Source organism: Pollutimonas nitritireducens (genome assembly GCF_002849615.1).
Lineage (GTDB): Bacteria > Pseudomonadota > Gammaproteobacteria > Burkholderiales > Burkholderiaceae_B > Pollutimonas > Pollutimonas nitritireducens.
Genome location: NZ_PDNV01000002.1, coordinates 92,072 through 107,548, shown reverse-complemented (window position 1 = coordinate 107,548; position 15,477 = coordinate 92,072). Strand labels below are relative to the sequence as shown.

General features: G+C 58.2%; 10 protein-coding genes. 6 read left to right on the top strand and 4 right to left on the bottom strand.

Features of this window, described 5'->3' with window-relative positions:
* Window positions 1-132 precede the first annotated feature (132 nt).
* The 5 genes from CR155_RS02915 (at window position 133) to CR155_RS02895 (ending at window position 8,429) form a co-directional block, all read left to right on the top strand.
* The gene (locus CR155_RS02915; RefSeq protein ID WP_102068502.1) at window positions 133-3,003 is read left to right on the top strand and encodes a 2-oxoglutarate dehydrogenase E1 component; all 2,871 of its coding nucleotides are present in this window, start codon (window positions 133-135) and stop codon (window positions 3,001-3,003) included.
* A 27-nt stretch (window positions 3,004-3,030) separates the two neighbouring features.
* Window positions 3,031-4,251 (top strand): 2-oxoglutarate dehydrogenase complex dihydrolipoyllysine-residue succinyltransferase, encoded by a 1,221-nt coding sequence (odhB, locus tag CR155_RS02910; RefSeq protein ID WP_102068501.1) that lies wholly within the window; start codon window positions 3,031-3,033, stop codon window positions 4,249-4,251.
* A 176-nt stretch (window positions 4,252-4,427) separates the two neighbouring features.
* On the top strand, window positions 4,428-5,855 hold the full coding sequence (lpdA, locus tag CR155_RS02905) for a dihydrolipoyl dehydrogenase (protein WP_102068500.1): 1,428 nt from the start codon (window positions 4,428-4,430) through the stop codon (window positions 5,853-5,855).
* Between the two features lie 77 nt (window positions 5,856-5,932).
* Window positions 5,933-7,024, top strand: a complete 1,092-nt coding sequence (gene zapE / locus CR155_RS02900) for a cell division protein ZapE (RefSeq protein ID WP_102068499.1) — start codon at window positions 5,933-5,935, stop codon at window positions 7,022-7,024.
* A gap of 61 nt (window positions 7,025-7,085) precedes the next feature.
* Window positions 7,086-8,429 (top strand): tryptophan--tRNA ligase, encoded by a 1,344-nt coding sequence (locus tag CR155_RS02895; protein ID WP_102068498.1) that lies wholly within the window; start codon window positions 7,086-7,088, stop codon window positions 8,427-8,429.
* On the opposite strand, the gene CR155_RS02890 is transcribed toward CR155_RS02895, so the two are convergent.
* From CR155_RS02890 to CR155_RS02880, 3 genes are read right to left on the bottom strand one after another with little or no spacing between them, the layout of a single operon-like run.
* Window positions 8,420-9,442 carry a histone deacetylase family protein gene (locus CR155_RS02890; protein WP_102068785.1) on the bottom strand — a complete coding sequence of 341 codons (1,023 nt, stop codon included), beginning with the start codon at window positions 9,440-9,442 and terminating at the stop codon, window positions 8,420-8,422. The genes CR155_RS02895 and CR155_RS02890 overlap by 10 nt on opposite strands.
* A 51-nt stretch (window positions 9,443-9,493) precedes the next feature.
* Window positions 9,494-10,015 carry a hypothetical protein gene (locus CR155_RS02885; protein ID WP_102068497.1) on the bottom strand — a complete coding sequence of 174 codons (522 nt, stop codon included), beginning with the start codon at window positions 10,013-10,015 and terminating at the stop codon, window positions 9,494-9,496.
* A 5-nt stretch (window positions 10,016-10,020) separates the two neighbouring features.
* Window positions 10,021-12,393 carry a Tex family protein gene (locus CR155_RS02880; protein WP_102068496.1) on the bottom strand — a complete coding sequence of 791 codons (2,373 nt, stop codon included), beginning with the start codon at window positions 12,391-12,393 and terminating at the stop codon, window positions 10,021-10,023.
* Between the two features lie 158 nt (window positions 12,394-12,551).
* Here CR155_RS02880 and yoaA point away from each other — a divergent pair, with 158 nt between their 5' ends.
* Window positions 12,552-14,573: a DNA repair helicase YoaA gene (yoaA, locus tag CR155_RS02875; protein ID WP_102068495.1), complete on the top strand. Its 2,022-nt coding sequence runs from the start codon at window positions 12,552-12,554 to the stop codon at window positions 14,571-14,573.
* A 16-nt stretch (window positions 14,574-14,589) separates the two neighbouring features.
* On the opposite strand, the gene CR155_RS02870 is transcribed toward yoaA, so the two are convergent.
* A complete protein-coding gene (locus tag CR155_RS02870) occupies window positions 14,590-15,405 on the bottom strand; it encodes an outer membrane protein assembly factor BamD (protein ID WP_102068784.1) in 816 nt (271 codons plus the stop codon).
* Window positions 15,406-15,477: the final 72 nt, after the last annotated feature.

The window sequence follows — 15,477 nt, the reverse complement described above, 5'->3', positions numbered from 1 at the left end:
GTAGGAATACGGCTTATCAAGGCGTCGTACGTTGCCTTCTGCCCCGCTATCCGCTAACCGGTCTGGCCGTGTCGCGGAAGGTTGTTCCCTGCATCATAACGAGTGAGACACTCGGATAGGTGAAGCGCATTTATGTCATCGGAAATAGAACTTTTATCCAATTCTTACCTGTTTGGTAGCAACGCCCCATATGTCGAGGATCTTTACGAATCCTATCTCGACAATCCGGGGTCCGTGCCAGACGAGTGGCGCGATTATTTCGACCAGCTGCAGCATCAGCCTGCCACTGACGGTCGGGAAGCCACACGCGACCAGGCCCATTCGCCTATTGTCGAATCATTTGCTCAGCGCGCCAAATCCAATGCCTTTGTTGCACGCGCCCAGGAGCCCGACCTGACGGTCGCCGGCAAGCAGGTCTACGTTCAGTCCATCATTGCCGCATACCGGTCTTTGGGCTCTCGTTTTGCCGAGCTCGATCCGTTGAAGCGCCAGGATCGCCCGGTCATTCCAGAACTTGACCCCAGCTTCTATGGTCTGACCGAAGCCGACCTTGACCAGGTCTATTCGGCCACCAACACCTACTTCACCAAAGCCGACACCATGACCATGCGCGACATGCTCAAGGCTTTGCGTGACACTTATTGTCGCAGTGTCGGCGCCGAATTCATGCATATCTCCGATCCGGCCGCCAAGCGCTGGATACAGGAACGTCTTGAGTCCACGCTGGGCGTACCGTCGTTCTCGTCGGAACGCAAGCGCCACATTCTGCAGCAGGTCACCGAAGCCGAAGGGCTCGAACGTTTTCTGCATACCAAGTACGTCGGCCAGAAGCGCTTTTCGCTTGAAGGCGGCGAGAGCTTCATCGCCTGCATGGACGAAGTGGTCGGGCATGGGGGCGAAAATGGCGTGCAGGAACTCGTGGTAGGCATGGCCCACCGGGGTCGCCTGAACATGCTCGTCAATATCATGGGCAAGATGCCCGGCGACCTGTTCGCCGAGTTCGAAGGCAAGCACGCCGAAGGCCTGACCGACGGCGACGTGAAGTATCACAACGGTTTCTCCAGCGATCTCTCCACGCGCGGCGGCCCGCTGCATCTTTCGCTGGCTTTCAATCCTTCACATCTGGAAATTGTTAACCCCGTGGTCGAAGGCAGTGTGCGTGCCCGCCAGGATCGTCGCGGCGACGAGGTAGGCGCCCAGGTACTGCCCGTGCTGGTTCATGGCGACGCCGCCTTTGCCGGCCAGGGCGTCGTCATGGAAACCCTCAACCTCGCTCAAACGCGCGGTTACGGCACGGGGGGCACGCTGCATATCGTCATTAACAACCAGATCGGGTTCACCACTTCCGATCCGCGCGATACCCGTTCCACGCTGTATTGCACCGACGTCGTCAAGATGATCCAGGCGCCTGTCTTCCATGTGAACGGCGACGATCCCGAAGCAGTGGTCTACGTGACCCAGCTGGCGCTCGATTACCGCCTGCAGTTTCATCATGATGTCGTGGTGGACATCGTTTGCTTCCGCAAGCTCGGCCACAACGAACAAGACACTCCTTCGCTCACCCAGCCGCTCATGTACAAGAGCATTGGCAAGCATCCCGGCACCCGCAAAGTGTATGCGGACAAGCTGGTGGCGCAGGGCGTCCTGACCGAGGAAGAAGTCGACCAGATGGTCAAGGACTATCGCCAGCTCATGGAAGATGGTCAGCGCACCATCGAACCAGTCCTGACTGACTACAAGAACAAGTATTCCACTGACTGGTCCCCATTCCTGGGCGCCAAATGGACTGACCAGGCCGACACCGGTGTGCCTGTCGCCGAGCTAACCCGTATCGGCGAAAAGCTCACGACGGTGCCGGAAGATTTCACGCCGCATTCATTGGTCAACAAGCTGTTGAATGATCGCCGCAAGATGGCGCGCGGCGAACAGAACGTCGACTGGGGCATGGGCGAGCATCTTGCCTTTGCCACGCTGGTTGCCAGCGGCTATGCCATTCGCATCACCGGCCAGGATTCCGGTCGCGGTACGTTCACGCACCGCCATGCCGTGCTACACGACCAGAAGCGCGAGCGCTGGAACGACGGTACCTACATTCCGCTCCAGAACGTGACCGAAACCCAGGCACCGTTCACGGTCATCGACTCCGTGTTGTCGGAAGAAGCCGTGCTGGCGTTCGAATATGGTTACGCAACGGCCGAGCCCAACACACTTACCATCTGGGAAGCCCAGTTCGGCGATTTCGTCAACGGCGCCCAGGTTGTAATTGATCAGTTCATCACATCAGGTGAAGCCAAATGGGGCCGCCAGTGCGGTCTTACCCTGATGCTGCCGCACGGTTATGAAGGCCAGGGCCCCGAGCACTCTTCGGCGCGTATCGAGCGCTTCCTGCAATTGTGCGCCGACAACAATATCCAGGTTGTGCAGCCCACCAACGGGGCGCAAATTTTCCATGTATTGCGTCGCCAGATGATCCGGCCATTCCGCAAGCCGTTGATCATCCTTACTCCGAAATCTTTGCTGCGTAACAAAGAAGCCACTTCGTCCCTGGCAGACCTGGCCAACAACCAGTTCTTGCCAGTCATCGGCGAGCAGGACGACAGCATTGATCCAGCGTCGGTCAGCCGGGTGCTGGTCTGTTCGGGCAAGGTCTATTACGATATCGTCCATGCCCGCAAAGAGGCCGGTCGTACCGATGTGGCAGTATTGCGTGTTGAGCAGCTGTATCCGTTCGCGCACAAGGCTTTCCAGGCCGAGCTGCAAAAATATGTCAACGCTAAGGAAATTGTCTGGGTTCAGGACGAACCTCAAAACCAAGGTCCCTGGTTCTATATTCAGCATCATCTTTACGAGAACATGGCCGACGGTCAGAGGTTGGGCTATGCGGGGCGCGCGGCATCGGCGTCTCCGGCCGTGGGCTATCTGGCCAAGCACCAGGAGCAGCAACGCAACTTGCTTGAACAGGCCCTGGCGCCCAAATTCAAAAGCTTCATGCTGACTAAATAACGAATATTTTCAAACGGAATACATACCATGGCAATTACTGATGTTCTCGTTCCCCAGCTTTCCGAATCGATAACCGAGGCGACGCTGCTCACCTGGAAGAAGCAACCTGGCGAAGCGGTCCAAGCCGACGAGATCCTGATAGAAGTCGAGACCGACAAAGTGGTTCTGGAGGTTCCGGCGCCATCGTCCGGCGTGCTCAAGGAAATCGTCAAAGGTGACGGTAGTACCGTCGCAGCGGGCGAAGTCCTGGCTCGTATCGACAGCGAAGGCAAGGCTTCCGCGCCGGCAGCCGCCGCTGCGGCAGAACCCGCAACGACGGTTACCGCTGGGGCGGCCGCCCCGGCTCCCACCGCCGGCGCAAAGTCCGCATCCGCGGCAGCTTCTCCTGCGGCAAACAAGATACTTGCTGAAAAGGGTGTTGATCCCGCTACGCTGGAAGGTACCGGACGTGGCGGGCGCGTTACCAAGGGCGATGCGCTCGCCGCCGGTGACGCTCCTGCCAGGAAGGCTGTCGCGCCGGTCACGCCAGCCACGATGTCGCTTGATGGACGTCCTGAACAGCGCGTGCCCATGAGCCGCTTGCGGGCCCGCGTCGCTGAGCGCCTTCTGCAGTCGCAAGCCGACAATGCCATTCTCACGACCTTCAATGAAGTGAACATGCAGGGTATTCTCGATCTGCGCAAGAAGTACAAAGATCAGTTCGAGAAAGAGCACGGGGTCAAGTTGGGCTTTACGTCCTTCTTCGTCAAGGCGGCTGTGGCCGCGCTCAAGAAGTATCCGGTGGTCAACGCCTCGGTGGACGGAAAAGACATCATCTATCACGGCTACTTCGATATCGGCATTGCGGTCGGCAGCCCGCGTGGTCTGGTGGTTCCGATTCTGCGTAATGCGGATCAAATGTCCATTGCCGACATCGAAAAGCAGATCGCCGACTTTGGCAACCGGGCACGTGACGGCAAGCTGACTCTTGAAGAGCTCACCGGGGGCACGTTCTCCATTTCGAATGGCGGCGTTTTCGGCTCCATGCTTTCCACACCTATCATCAATCCTCCACAGTCGGCCATACTGGGCATTCATGCCACGAAGGACCGCGCGGTCGTCGAGAACGGCCAAGTCGTGGTGCGGCCCATGAACTACCTGGCCATGTCTTACGATCATCGCATTATCGACGGACGCGAAGCGGTCTTGGCATTGGTGGCTATCAAGGAAGCGTTGGAAGATCCACAGCGCCTCTTGCTGGACGTCTAAGCGTGCACGCTACGGCGCAATGAAAACCGGCTGGCGCTCCTCGTGCAGGACACGCCGGCCATTTTTTTCCTTTTGGTTTTTCGTCGTGGAAGCGTTACGTGGCAATGCCCCCGCTTCCCCGCTACTTGCGAATCCTTCGGGCGGTTCGCGCCAACATTATCTAGATCGAGAAAATAATGGCTAAACAATTTGACGTCGTCGTCATCGGTGCTGGTCCAGGCGGCTATATTGCTGCAATTCGTGCTGCTCAGTTGGGCCAGAGCGTGGCATGTATTGATGCCTGGAGCACGGTGGATGGCAAACCGGCTCCCGGTGGCACATGCACCAACGTGGGTTGCATTCCGTCCAAAGCGTTGTTGCAGTCTTCCGAGCATTACGAGCAGGCCAATCATCACTTTGCCGAGCACGGCATCGAGATCAAGGGCGTCGAGCTCAAGCTCGATACCCTGGTCGGCCGCAAGGATACCGTCGTCAAGCAAAACAACGACGGCATTTTGTATCTGTTCAAAAAGAACAAAATCACGTACTTCCACGGCACAGGATCATTCCTGGCTCACGTTGACGGCGGCTGGTCCATCAAGGTGTCCGGCACTGTCGATGAGGACCTGGTTGCCAAGCACGTAATCGTGGCCACCGGTTCCTCGCCGCGAGCCTTGCCCGGCCTTCCGTTCGACGAAACGCAGATCCTGTCCAACGATGGCGCCTTGCGCATCCCAGCGGTACCCAAGAAACTGGGAGTAATCGGCGCAGGGGTGATTGGACTGGAACTGGGCAGCGTATGGCGTCGCCTGGGCGCTGAAGTCACCATACTTGAGGCAATGCCCGAGTTCCTGGCCGTTGCCGACCAGCAGGTGGCCAAGGAAGCCCAGAAGGCATTTGCCAAGCAGGGGCTCGCCATCCATACGGGCGTCAAGATCGGTGAAGTCAAGACGGCCGCCAAATCCGTCACGGTGCCTTATACCGACGCCTCGGGCGCCGAACAGAAACTGGTGGTCGACCGCCTTATCGTCTCTATTGGCCGGGTGCCGAATGTCTCGGGACTGGGCGTGGATACCGTCGGCCTCAAGCTGGACGAGCGCGGCTTCATTGTTGTCGACGACGATTGCAGGACCAACCTGCCGAATGTCTGGGCGGTCGGCGACGTGGTGCGCGGTCCGATGCTGGCCCACAAGGCCGAGGAAGAAGGCGTCGCGGTGGCCGAGCGTATTGCCGGGCAGCACGGTCATGTCAACTTCGGCACCATTCCGTTCGTCATCTATACATCTCCGGAAATTGCCTGGGTCGGCAAGAACGAGCAGCAACTCAAGACCGAAGGGCGCGACTACAAAGCGGGTAGTTTCCCCTTCATGGCCAACGGACGCGCACGCGCCCTGGGCGACACCACCGGATTTGTCAAGATTCTGGCTGACGCCAAGACCGACGAGGTACTGGGCGTCCACATCATCGGTCCCCAGGCGTCCGAACTCATCTCCGAAGCTGTCACCATCATGGAATTCCGTGGTGCGGCGGAAGACATCGCGCGCATTTGCCACGCTCATCCAACCCTGTCCGAAGCCATGAAAGAAGCGGCCCTGGCAGTTGACAAGCGCACGTTGAATTTCTGATCAACGATTTACGCGCAGCATGAACAGATGAGGGGCGGGCGTTTGACCTGCCCTTCATCGTTATACGAGTCCGTTTAATGAATGTCCTAGAGTATTACCACCAGGCGCTCGACGAGCGCGGTTATCGATGCGATGAAGCACAGCTGGCAGCCATTGAGCGCCTGCAAGTGTATTTTGACGAATGGGTGGCATTCAAGAACGCGCGATCCACTTCATTTAAAAAAATATTTCGCCGGCCGGATGTGCCCAGGGGGGTCTACCTTTGGGGCGGAGTAGGGCGCGGCAAGAGTTTCTTGATGGACGCCTTCTACCTTACCGTTCCGGTCAAGCGCAAGGTGCGCCTGCATTTTCATGAGTTCATGCGCGGAGTGCATCGCGAGCTGGGTGAAGTACGCGGGCAGCAGGACCCGCTGGACGAGGTGGCGCGACGCATTGCCAAGCGCTATCGCCTTATTTGCTTCGATGAGTTCCACGTATCGGATGTGGCTGACGCCATGATTCTCTACCGTCTATTGCTCAAATTATTTGAAAACGGCACGTCATTCGTCATGACCTCGAATTATGAACCTTCCACGCTGTATCCCGACGGCTTGCACCGCGATCGCATCCTGCCTGCAATAAAGTTGCTGCAAGAAAGAATGGACATACTCAATGTAGATACCGGCGTCGACTATCGGCGCCGTGCGCTCGAGCAGGTGCGCATGTATCTGACCCCAATCACGCCTCAGACCAATAAAGAACTGGAAGCCGACTTCAACCGTCTGCTCGACACCGCAGCCATGAAGCCGGTGCTCACGGTTGAACACCGGCAACTCAAGGCGATCGCCCTGGGTGGAAGCATAGTCTGGTTTGATTTTGCGACCTTGTGTGGCGGTCCGCGATCACAGAACGACTATCTGGATCTGGCGAGCCGCTTTCATACGGTTATATTGTCGGACGTGCCGCGCATGAGCGCGCGCCATGCCTCCGAAGCGCGCCGCTTTACGTGGTTGATCGATGTGTTCTACGATCACAAGGTTAAGCTCATCATGTCCGCCGAATGCGAGGCCGACGAACTCTACACAGAAGGCCCCATGGCGAATGAATTTCACCGCACGGTGTCACGCATCATGGAGATGCAGTCGCGCGAATACCTAGAGTCCGATCGGCGCGAAGCCGCCACGCTGTAAGATGCCGGGAAGCTCACGATCGCGGCACTCCCTCCTGCAACCTGTCTGAATCAAGAAATTTATGAATACCCGCGTATTAACCGGCATTACGACTTCCGGAACTCCCCATCTGGGCAACTATGCCGGCGCCATTCGACCGTCGGTACAAGCCAGCAATCTGCCGGAGGTGGATGCCTTTTATTTCATGGCCGACTACCATGCGCTCATAAAATGCGATGATCCGCAGCGTATTGCCCGCTCCCGTCTCGAGATAGCCGCCACGTGGATAGCGGCGGGACTGGATCCCGATAAAGTCACCTTCTACCGCCAGTCTGACATCCCCGAGATTCCCGAGCTGTGCTGGATGCTTACCTGTGTCACGGCAAAAGGCCTGATGAACCGCGCCCATGCCTACAAGGCCTCCGTCGACCAGAATATCGCGAGGCAGGCCGAGCCCGATGATGGCATCACTATGGGACTGTTTTCCTACCCCATACTGATGGCGGCGGATATCCTGTTGTTCAATGCCCACAGGGTGCCCGTGGGGCGCGACCAGATTCAACACCTCGAGATGACGCGCGACATCGCTCAGCGTTTCAATAATCTGTATGGACAGGGCACCGACTTGTTTGTGTTGCCGGAAGTGCAGATCGACGACGACGTCGCGACGCTGCCGGGCCTTGACGGCCGCAAGATGTCCAAAAGCTATGACAACACCATACCGTTGTTTGAAGGCGGCTCCAAGGCTTTGCGCAGCGCTGTGAAGCGTATCGTGACGGATTCGCTTGAGCCTGGGCAGCCGAAAGACGCGGATGGTTCGCACTTGTATATGCTGTACCGGGCTTTTGCGACCCCCGCTGAATCCAGGATCTTTCGTGAACAACTCCAGGCCGGCCTCGGTTGGGGCGATGCCAAGGAATTGTTGTCGGATCGAATCGAGCAAGACCTGGCTCCCATGCGCGATCGCTACGCCGACCTCATGGCTCATCCTGAACGTATTGAAGATATTCTGCAAGTTGGTGCTGCCAAAGCGCGCGCGCTGTCGCGCCCGTTCATGGCGCGTCTGCGTGAAGCCGTGGGCCTGCGTACGGCAGTCGTGGCACGTCCTGCCAAGTCAGTAGGCGAAAAGAAACCCGCTGGCAAGCGGGCACGTTTCGTGAGTTTCCGTGACGAGGATGGAAAATTCCGTTTTCGCCTGTTGGGAGCGGATGGCCATGAGTTGCTACTGTCCGAACCCTTCGATAATCCCAAGGCGACCGGCGCGCTGACCCGGGTGTTGCAGGAAACGCCGCTCGCAACCCTGCTCAGGGACGAGAGCGGGACGATGCTTGTGGATATAGACGGGACGGTGGCTCTGCGCTTTCCGTCCACCAAACTTGAGTCGGTGACCCAGGCCATTGACAGCCTGCGCGGGGATCAGGCCTGACCGTTCATTCCATTGAAGAAGCTGGCCAGGTTGATCTCCAGCGTTTCGAGGTGATAACCGCCTTCCTGCACAACCAGGGTGGGAAGATTCAGCTGCCTGACAACACTGGCAAGGCGGTGGAACCCTTCGGTTGACACCGCAACCTGGGCCTGAGGGTCTTCTTTGTAAATGTCGAATCCCAAGGCAAGCACCAGGGCCTCCGGTTCGAAGCCGCGTATCGCGGCAATGGATTCTTGCAGCCGCTCAAAGAATACGTGCTCGGCCGAGCCGTGCGGCATGGGCAGGTTCAGGTTGTAACCCACGCCTTTTCCTGAGCCACGTTCATCGTCAAAGCCGGTAACGGCGGGATAGAAGTTCGTCGGATCGCCGTGTATGGAGATATAGAACATATCGTCTCTGTCGTAGAATATCTCTTGTATGCCTTGTCCATGATGCATGTCAGTATCGAGCACAACGATGCGTTTATATTTCTGGTGCAACACTTGTGCCGCAATCGCGGCGTTGTTCAGATAGCAGAAGCCTCCGGCGGCTTCTGCGCGGGCATGGTGGCCCGGCGGTCGGCAGAGCGCATACGCGGCACCCTTTCCTTCCAGCAGTGCGTGGGCGGCCGCCACCGCGCTTTGGGCCGACCAATATGCCGAACGCCAGGTAGACTCGCCGACGGGACAGCTACCGTCGGCCAGGTAGCGGGCAGCTTCAGCCAATACTCCTCGCAAGGCATTAGGTTCGCGCACATAGATATTTGAAATCACCTCGTCGCCCCAATCCGATGGCAAGAGCTTCCAGCGTCGGTGTGCGCCTTCCAGAAAGCGCAGATAACTGATGCCGTGCACGTCCAGTAAGGGCAGCATTCCGGAATCATGCGGCTGGATTATCGGATAGCCCAGAGTCCTTACCGCTTGCACCATGCGTACGGCGCGGTCTGGTATTTCCTGGGGTATGCGCATCTGCCCACGCGAAAGATAGGTCCGTGGATGATGCAGCAACTGTTCTGGGTGAAAGAAGGTATCCATGTCGCGCATATCCGTGTGAAACATACACCGGCCATCCCGGCTGGATGACCGTCATTCGCAGCGTTGTGCCTGTAATCCCAGTTCCTGACATAAAGAGAGAATGTCGGAAGTTTTATCCCGGTAGACCAGGATGACCTGGAAATCGTGTGTGTAGCTCTCGCCGAAACTAATCAAGCTGTACTTTTCATGATGAGTTTGCAACTGCTGGTCCACCCAGTGGTAGAAGTCGGTGATGGTCTCGAAATTGTTGTTGTCGTAAGGATATTCAGGAAGCGCCGGATGCTCGAAGGAATCCACGATCTGCTCGTAGAGCTCGTCTACCGTGTCGGCCACCGCAAAGTAGTCCTCGAGTTCGACAAAAATGATAAAGGAACCCACTCCCTCGGGATCATATTCAGCCACCTTGGCCGCGTCGGCCCCATAATTCTCCTTAAGTGTCTTGACGGCGTCGGTCCTGGCCTGAAGACAGATGTTGACGATGCGGGATGTCTCGTGTTCATCGAGATCGTCACAGGAAAGCAGGCCGATAAGCGTGCCGAGCTTTTGCGGATAAGTATCGGATTCGATAGTCATAGGGATTATTTCCGGAGTTTGGCAAAAGCGGCGGCCATGGCGCCCGTAGCGACGGGCTCTGATGCGTTTCTTGGCTGGGCGTGGCGGGGCGCAGGGCCGGTGCCTGGGCGTCGATCGGGCGCTGCGCGGCGCACCGGAGCGGCCTCGTCGTTTAAGCGCATTGTGAGGCCAATGCGCTTACGCGCAGCGTCTACTTCCTGGACCTTGACCTTGACAGTTTGTCCGACCCGCACCACATCGCGTGGATCCTTGATGAAGGTATCGGACAAGGCGGAAATATGAACCAGTCCGTCCTGGTGTACCCCGATGTCGATGAATGCTCCGAAGTTGGCCACATTGGTGACCACGCCTTCCAGGATCATGCCGGTGTGAAGGTCGTTGATGGTGTTGACGCCTTCCTTGAATTGCGCCGTCTTGAATTCCGGACGAGGGTCGCGCCCGGGCTTCTCCAGTTCAGCAAAAATGTCTTTGACGGTGGGAAGTCCGAAACGCTCATCGGTGAATTCGGACGGCGAGATGCCTTTCAATGCGCCTTGCTGTCCCATGATCTGTCTGGCCTCGGCATTGATCTTTGCCAGTATGCGCTCAACGACAGGGTAGGCCTCGGGATGTACGGACGACGCATCCAATGGATTGTCGCCGTCGGGTACGCGCAGGAATCCCGCTGCCTGCTCGAACGCCTTGTCGCCAAAACGCGGAACTTTGAGCAGTCCCTTGCGACTGGAAAATGCGCCATTCTGATCGCGCCAGCTGACAATATTCTTGGCCAGGAGGGCACTGAGGCCGGACACCCGCGTAAGCAACGGTGCCGACGCCGTATTGACATCGACGCCAACCGCATTCACGCAGTCTTCGATAACGGCGTCGAGCGACCGTGCGAGCTCGCGCTGGTTGACATCGTGCTGGTATTGCCCGACGCCAATTGCCTTGGGTTCGATCTTGACCAGTTCTGCCAGCGGGTCCTGCAAGCGCCGGGCGATGGATACCGCGCCGCGCAACGTGACATCGAGATCGGGAAACTCGTGGGCGGCCAATTCGGACGCGGAATACACGGATGCTCCCGCTTCCGAGACCATGACGCGTATCAGGGCGATGGCGGGATATTTCTCCATCATGTCGATGACAAGTTTTTCGGTTTCGCGCGAGGCAGTGCCATTGCCGATGGCAACGAGCTCAACCTTGTGCTTTACGACCAGCGCGGCCAGCGTCTTGATGCTGCCGTCACGGTCGCGTCGCGGCTCGAAAGGATAAATGGTCGCGGTATCGAGTACTTTGCCGGTGGCATCGATAGCGGCCGCCTTGACTCCCGTGCGTATGCCTGGATCCAGCCCCAGCACCGACTTTGGACCGGCCGGGGCGGCCAGCAGCAAGTCTTTCAGATTCGCTGCGAACACGCGTATTGCTTCTTGCTCGGCCGTTTCGCGCAAGCGTCCTATGAGCTCGGACTCGAAGGCCGTCAGGAGCTTCACGCGCCATGTCCAGCGGCATACTTCGCCCAGCCAGCGCGCCCGGGGAAGGGCTTGCGCGTCGAAGCCGGCCTGCACATTGAGGAAGTCGGCGATCCTGGCCACGCAGGGGTGAGGTGTTTGCGATTCGAGCTCGGCCTCTAGACCGAGGCGGATGTCCAAGGCTCCTTGCTGTCGTCCGCGAAGCATGGCCAGGATGCGATGCGAAGGCAGCATTCGCAGCGGTTCGCTGAAGTCGAACCAGTCGCGGAAGTTGTCGCCTTCGTTTTCCTTGCCCTCGACCACCTTGGAATACAAAAGTCCTGTGCTCCATAAATAGTCGCGCATGTTGGCCAGCAGATCCGCGTTCTCGGCGTATCGCTCTGCAAGTATGTCGCGCGCGCCGTCCAGCGCCGCCTTGGCATCGTTGATGGAAGCTTCCGCATTGAGATAGCTGGCGGCGAGCACATTCGGGTCGCAGCCGGGGTCGGCGATTATGGCATCGACCAGCGGTTCGAGGCCGGCTTCACGGGCTATTTGCGCGCGCGTGCGTCGCTTGGGCTTGTAGGGCGCATACAAGTCCTCGAGTCGCTGCTTGGTATCGGCGGCGTTGATTTCCTTGTGCAAGGCTTCGCTCAGCTTGCCCTGTTGCTCGATGGACTCCAGGATGGCCAGACGCCGGGATTCAAGTTCGCGCACATACGAGAGGCGGAGTTCGAGATTGCGCAGCACGGTATCGTCCAGGCCCCCGGTGGCTTCTTTACGGTAACGAGCAATGAATGGAACGGTCGCGCCGTCATCGAGCAGTTCTACCGTGGCGGCAACCTGCGCTGCCCGAACATTGAGTTCGGCGGCCAGCAAGGCAATGATACGGGCGGGATCCGCTGCTTGTACGACAGAGGCGGGTTTGGCTTGCACAGAGGTATCAGTCATGAGTCCATAATAAAAACATAAGTCGTGCGGCGAATTTTGCCACAAGCCGACAGCGTAGCCGAAAATACGCGGGTATCATCACAGGTGGCTCTCCTCTCCGGGGACTTTACCCCTTTTCCGTACCCCAATCATGCGGATAGTTTCCGTATTTACCCTCAATGCTCCTGCAAGAACTCTCTGATATCTTTGCCCCCGACGGGCCTATTGCCAAAGCTATGCCCGACTACCGTCCGCGGCAGGCACAACTCGAATTGGCCCAGGCAATCGAGGAAACCTTGCGTGACCATTCCATCCTGATCGCCGAGGCGGGCACCGGAACCGGCAAGACGTGGGCGTACCTGGTGCCCGCGTTTCTCAGCGGCAGCAAAGTGCTGGTTTCCACGGGTACCCGTACATTGCAGGACCAGTTGTTCCGCCGTGATTTGCCGCGCTTGCGCAAGGCACTGGCCATGCCTATCAATGTGGCGCTCCTGAAGGGCCGTGGCAATTATGTCTGCCCTTATCACCTGGAACGCTTGTCAGGTGACGATCGTGCGCTGAAATCACGCGCCGAAATAAGTCAGTTGCGTCATATACAGGTCTTTGCACAACAGACCAAAACAGGCGACAAAAGCGATCTGGTTCAAGTGCCCGAAGATGCCGATATCTGGAATCGCGTCACCTCGACGCGAGAAAATTGCCTGGGCCAGGAATGTCCTCATGTGCGCGATTGTTTTGTGCTCAAGGCGCGTCGCCAGGCGCAGGACGCGGACCTTGTGGTCGTCAATCACGCCTTGTTCATGGCCGATCTGGCACTGCGCGAGGAGGGGATCACCGAACTCTTGCCCACCGTCGAACTGGTCGTATTCGATGAAGCGCATCAATTGCCCGATATCGCCACGCGTTTCCTGGGTTCCAGTGTTTCGTCGCATCAGTTGCTGGACCTGTCCCGCGCAGCCGAAGCCGCGGGGCTGGCTCATGCGCGTGAATCCACTAACTGGAGCGAAGTCGGCAAGAAAATCGAACATGCGGCGCGCCAGCTTCGCCTCGCGGGGGCGGCGCTCGACAAAATGCCTGGTCGCAAGGCCACTTTCCAGGCCATCCCCAATGCGGCGGAATTCGACACCGCGCTGCAAGATCTACTCCAAGTGCTGGATAGCAGCTCGGCACTGCTGGGGGTGGTCAGCGAGAAACACCCCGATCTCGCCGCGGTGGCCAAGACCTGCCTGGATATACGCGCCAAGCTGTACCAATGGAGTCAGCCCGACCGGCAGGGAAACAACGCGCTCAATCCGCCCAATGCCGACGGTTCGCCTGGCGGCAAAGAGCTTGCGGCGGCAGTCCGCTGGGTTGAACAAAGCCTGCATCATTTGCGGCTGCATAGTGCTCCGTTGTCCGTCGCACAGATATTCTCGCGCTACCGCGGCAAGGACCAGGCCTGGGTGCTCACTTCCGCAACGCTGTCGGTCCATGGCGATTTCGGTCACTTCCTCCGCCAGTTGGGGCTTTGGGAAGCCAGGACAGAAAGCTGGAATTCGCCATTCGACTACGCCGGACAGGGCGTTTTGTATGTGCCGCGAAACTTGCCGCTACCCAGCGATCGCGAATTCAACGAAAAATTCGTGGCCGCCTTGCTGCCCCTGATACGCACATCGACAGGAGGCGTACTGGTCCTGTGCACCACGCTGCGCGCCGTGGACCGGATCGCGGAGCTCTTGCAGGAACATTTCGAAGATCACGATATTGAACGCGTACTGTTGCGACAGGGGGAAAGCTCCCGCGGTGCGCTGCTGGAACGATTCAGGGCGGAAAAGAACGCCGTGCTGGTTGGCAGCGCCAGCTTCTGGGAGGGCATCGACGTGCCGGGCGATGCGCTAACGCTGGTAGCCATCGACAAGCTGCCGTTTGCCCCGCCTGACGATCCGGTGCTGGAGGCGCGCTTGAACCTGTGCCGCACTCAAGGAGGGAACCCGTTCATGGAGTACCAGTTGCCGGAAGCGGCAATCGCCCTGAAGCAAGGTGCGGGACGTCTTATTCGATCAGAGCAGGATTGGGGGGTGTTGATGGTGGGCGACGCGCGTATCGTCGAGAAGCCCTACGGGAAGCTGCTGTGGCGTGGTTTGCCACCTTTTGCACGCACCCGCGAACCTGCGCAAGTCGTGGCCTTTATCGAAAAGAAGCAGGCCACGCAAGCGATATAGGTTCAGTAAGTCGGCTCTAGAACCAATTGATGGGATTCCAGTTGTTCACTGACTCTTCCAGGCCTTTTTCATAGTACTGGGTGTCTGGGTAGTTATGGTCCAGCACGCGCTTGGCGTTGTCGCGCAGTTCGGTCATGCCCAGCTTGTCGTAGGACAGGTATATAAGATATAGCGCCCGTTCCGCTACCGGCACACCCTGGAAATCGGTGATGACGGTTTGCGCGCGGTTGATGGCCGCCACGTAAGCGCCGCGCGTGTAATAGTATTCAGCCACATGGACTTCGTTGCGGGCGATGGTGTCCACCAGCCACGTCACGCGCTTCTTGGCATCCGCCGTATAGCGGCTGTCAGGATAGCGTTCGATGAGCTCGTTGAACGACTCGTATGATTCGCGCAGGCCCTTGGGATCGCGCTCGCTGGGGTCCTGGCGCGTGAACTTCGTGAATGCGGCGCTTGGGGGCGTGAACGTAATCAACCCTTTCAGGTACAGCATGTAGTCCGTACCCGGATGGTTGGGGTACTGCTGCTGAAAGCGATCGATTGCCGCCAGCGCCTGTTCGGGTTCTTCGTCCTTCCAGTTGATGTAGGCCTGGTCTATAAGCGATTGTTGTGCATAGCCGCCAAACGGGTAGCGCGATTCGACGGCTTCCAGCCGGCTGCGGGCGTCTTTCCAGTTTCCGGCGCTGATCTCGGTGCGTGCGTCCTGGTAAAGGCGGTCGGCTGACCAGCCAGCGGTCGGGTCTTGTTCGGTCTTGACGGTTCCGCAACCGGCAATCAAGCCTGCGGCAGCGAAGACAAGCAGGGCCTGACCTAGGCGCTTCAGGCCGGGAATTCGAAATATTTGGAGGTCGAGACGAGTCACAAAAGCATCCTTGGTGTTAGCATTGCAGGCTGATTATATGAT

Coding starts and splice junctions, on each gene's coding strand:
- CR155_RS02915 (WP_102068502.1), top strand. CDS start 133: ATGTCATCGGAAATAGAACTTTTATCCAATTCTTACCTGTTTGGTAGC.
- odhB (WP_102068501.1), top strand. CDS start 3,031: ATGGCAATTACTGATGTTCTCGTTCCCCAGCTTTCCGAATCGATAACC.
- lpdA (WP_102068500.1), top strand. CDS start 4,428: ATGGCTAAACAATTTGACGTCGTCGTCATCGGTGCTGGTCCAGGCGGC.
- zapE (WP_102068499.1), top strand. CDS start 5,933: ATGAATGTCCTAGAGTATTACCACCAGGCGCTCGACGAGCGCGGTTAT.
- CR155_RS02895 (WP_102068498.1), top strand. CDS start 7,086: ATGAATACCCGCGTATTAACCGGCATTACGACTTCCGGAACTCCCCAT.
- CR155_RS02890 (WP_102068785.1), bottom strand. CDS start 9,442: ATGGATACCTTCTTTCACCCAGAACAGTTGCTGCATCATCCACGGACC.
- CR155_RS02885 (WP_102068497.1), bottom strand. CDS start 10,015: ATGACTATCGAATCCGATACTTATCCGCAAAAGCTCGGCACGCTTATC.
- CR155_RS02880 (WP_102068496.1), bottom strand. CDS start 12,393: ATGACTGATACCTCTGTGCAAGCCAAACCCGCCTCTGTCGTACAAGCA.
- yoaA (WP_102068495.1), top strand. CDS start 12,552: ATGCTCCTGCAAGAACTCTCTGATATCTTTGCCCCCGACGGGCCTATT.